Raw genomic sequence first — 1,207 nt, 5'->3', positions numbered from 1 at the left:
CAGTTGGAGGCGATGGCCAGGCGCCGGCGCAAGGCCACCGCGGCTTGCACGCGGCGGGCGAAGAACGAGGCGTCGATGCGCTCGGCCTCGTCGAAGCTCCAGGCGCGCACGCGGATCTGTGAGCTGGGGCTGAAGGCGGCCCAGCACAGGAACTGGCCGTCGTGGGACTGCACGCGCACGGTCTCACCCGCATCACCGCCGCCCTTGGCGATGCTGCCCTGGAAGACCCAGGGGTGTCGGCGCAGCAAGGAGCGCTCTTTGCCTTCGCGCAGGGTGATCGTTTTCATCGTCGGGGTCCGCAGTTCGCATGCAAACCCCCGATTCTCCTCCAAGGCCTCCGGCTTGGGGCCGGGGCGCGGCCTCAGCTTGCGATCACGCCGGGCTCTGCTCGGGCGGGCTCACGCGGCCCGCCGAGGCGGTGGGCTGGGCGGCGCCTGCGTAGGCGCCCAGGATGGCCTGGTCCAGGCGCGCGGGGCTCAGGCGCTCGCGCACCTGCTGGCGCGCGGCCTGGCCGAGCTTGTCGCGCAGGGCCGGGTCGTCGATGAGGCGGCTGACCTGGGCCAGGGCTTCTTCTTCCGAGCGGTAAAGCAGGCCGGTGGCGCCGTCGCGGATCAGGTCGCGGTGGTGAGGCGTGTCGGCGGCCACGCAAGGCAGGCCCAGGGCCATGGCCCAGCTCAGCATGACGGGGAACTGCTCTGCCTCGCTGGCGGCCATGAAGATCCAGCCCGCAGACAGGCGCGAGATGAGCTCGGTGGTTTCGTCGATGGCGTAGCCGCCCACGTTGGCCGCCTTCAGGCGTGCGGCGGTGAGCTCGTCGGTGGGGCCGAACCAGTTGAAGCTCAGGCCCAGCTCGGCGGCGCTGAGCAACACCGCCAGGCGGCAAAACAGCTCGACCGAGCGCGGATTGCCTTCCGCGTCACCCGAGACGAGCAGGGGGCGGCGGGCTTCGTGGCGTTCGGCGTCGAAGAAGCGCTCGTCCACGGGTGTCTCGGCCGTTTTGATGGCGGCCGCCACCAGGCCTTTGAGCCGCTGGGCATCGGACAGGCTGCTGGCGATGACCTCGGGTTGGCGCACGCCGGCCAGCGACATCAGCGCGCCCACGGTGGTCTGCAGTGGGCGCAGCAGGCCCAGCGTGCGCGAGCCGTGAGGCGAGTAATAGACGCGGGTCTCGCGCGGCAGCAGCCGGCCCATGCGCGTGCCCAGCGCC

Annotated in this window: 1 protein-coding gene and 1 pseudogene; both read right to left on the bottom strand. The window is 71.6% G+C overall.

What is annotated here, in order from left to right; all coding sequences use genetic code 11:
• Positions 1-287 (bottom strand): annotated as a pseudogene (locus B2W70_RS12545) (23S rRNA (cytosine(1962)-C(5))-methyltransferase RlmI); the annotation flags it as partial.
• An 85-nt stretch (positions 288-372) separates the two neighbouring features.
• Positions 373-1,207, bottom strand: an 835-nt coding sequence (locus B2W70_RS12540) for a glycosyltransferase (RefSeq protein WP_286746134.1), incomplete at its 5' end; no start/stop codon positions are given.

The sequence above is a fragment of the Aquabacterium sp. UBA2148 genome (assembly GCF_002328915.1).
Taxonomy (GTDB): Bacteria; Pseudomonadota; Gammaproteobacteria; order Burkholderiales; family Burkholderiaceae_C; genus Aquabacterium; species Aquabacterium parvum.
Note: the sequence above shows the minus strand (reverse complement) of the source record. Positions and strands in the feature narration are given on the sequence as shown.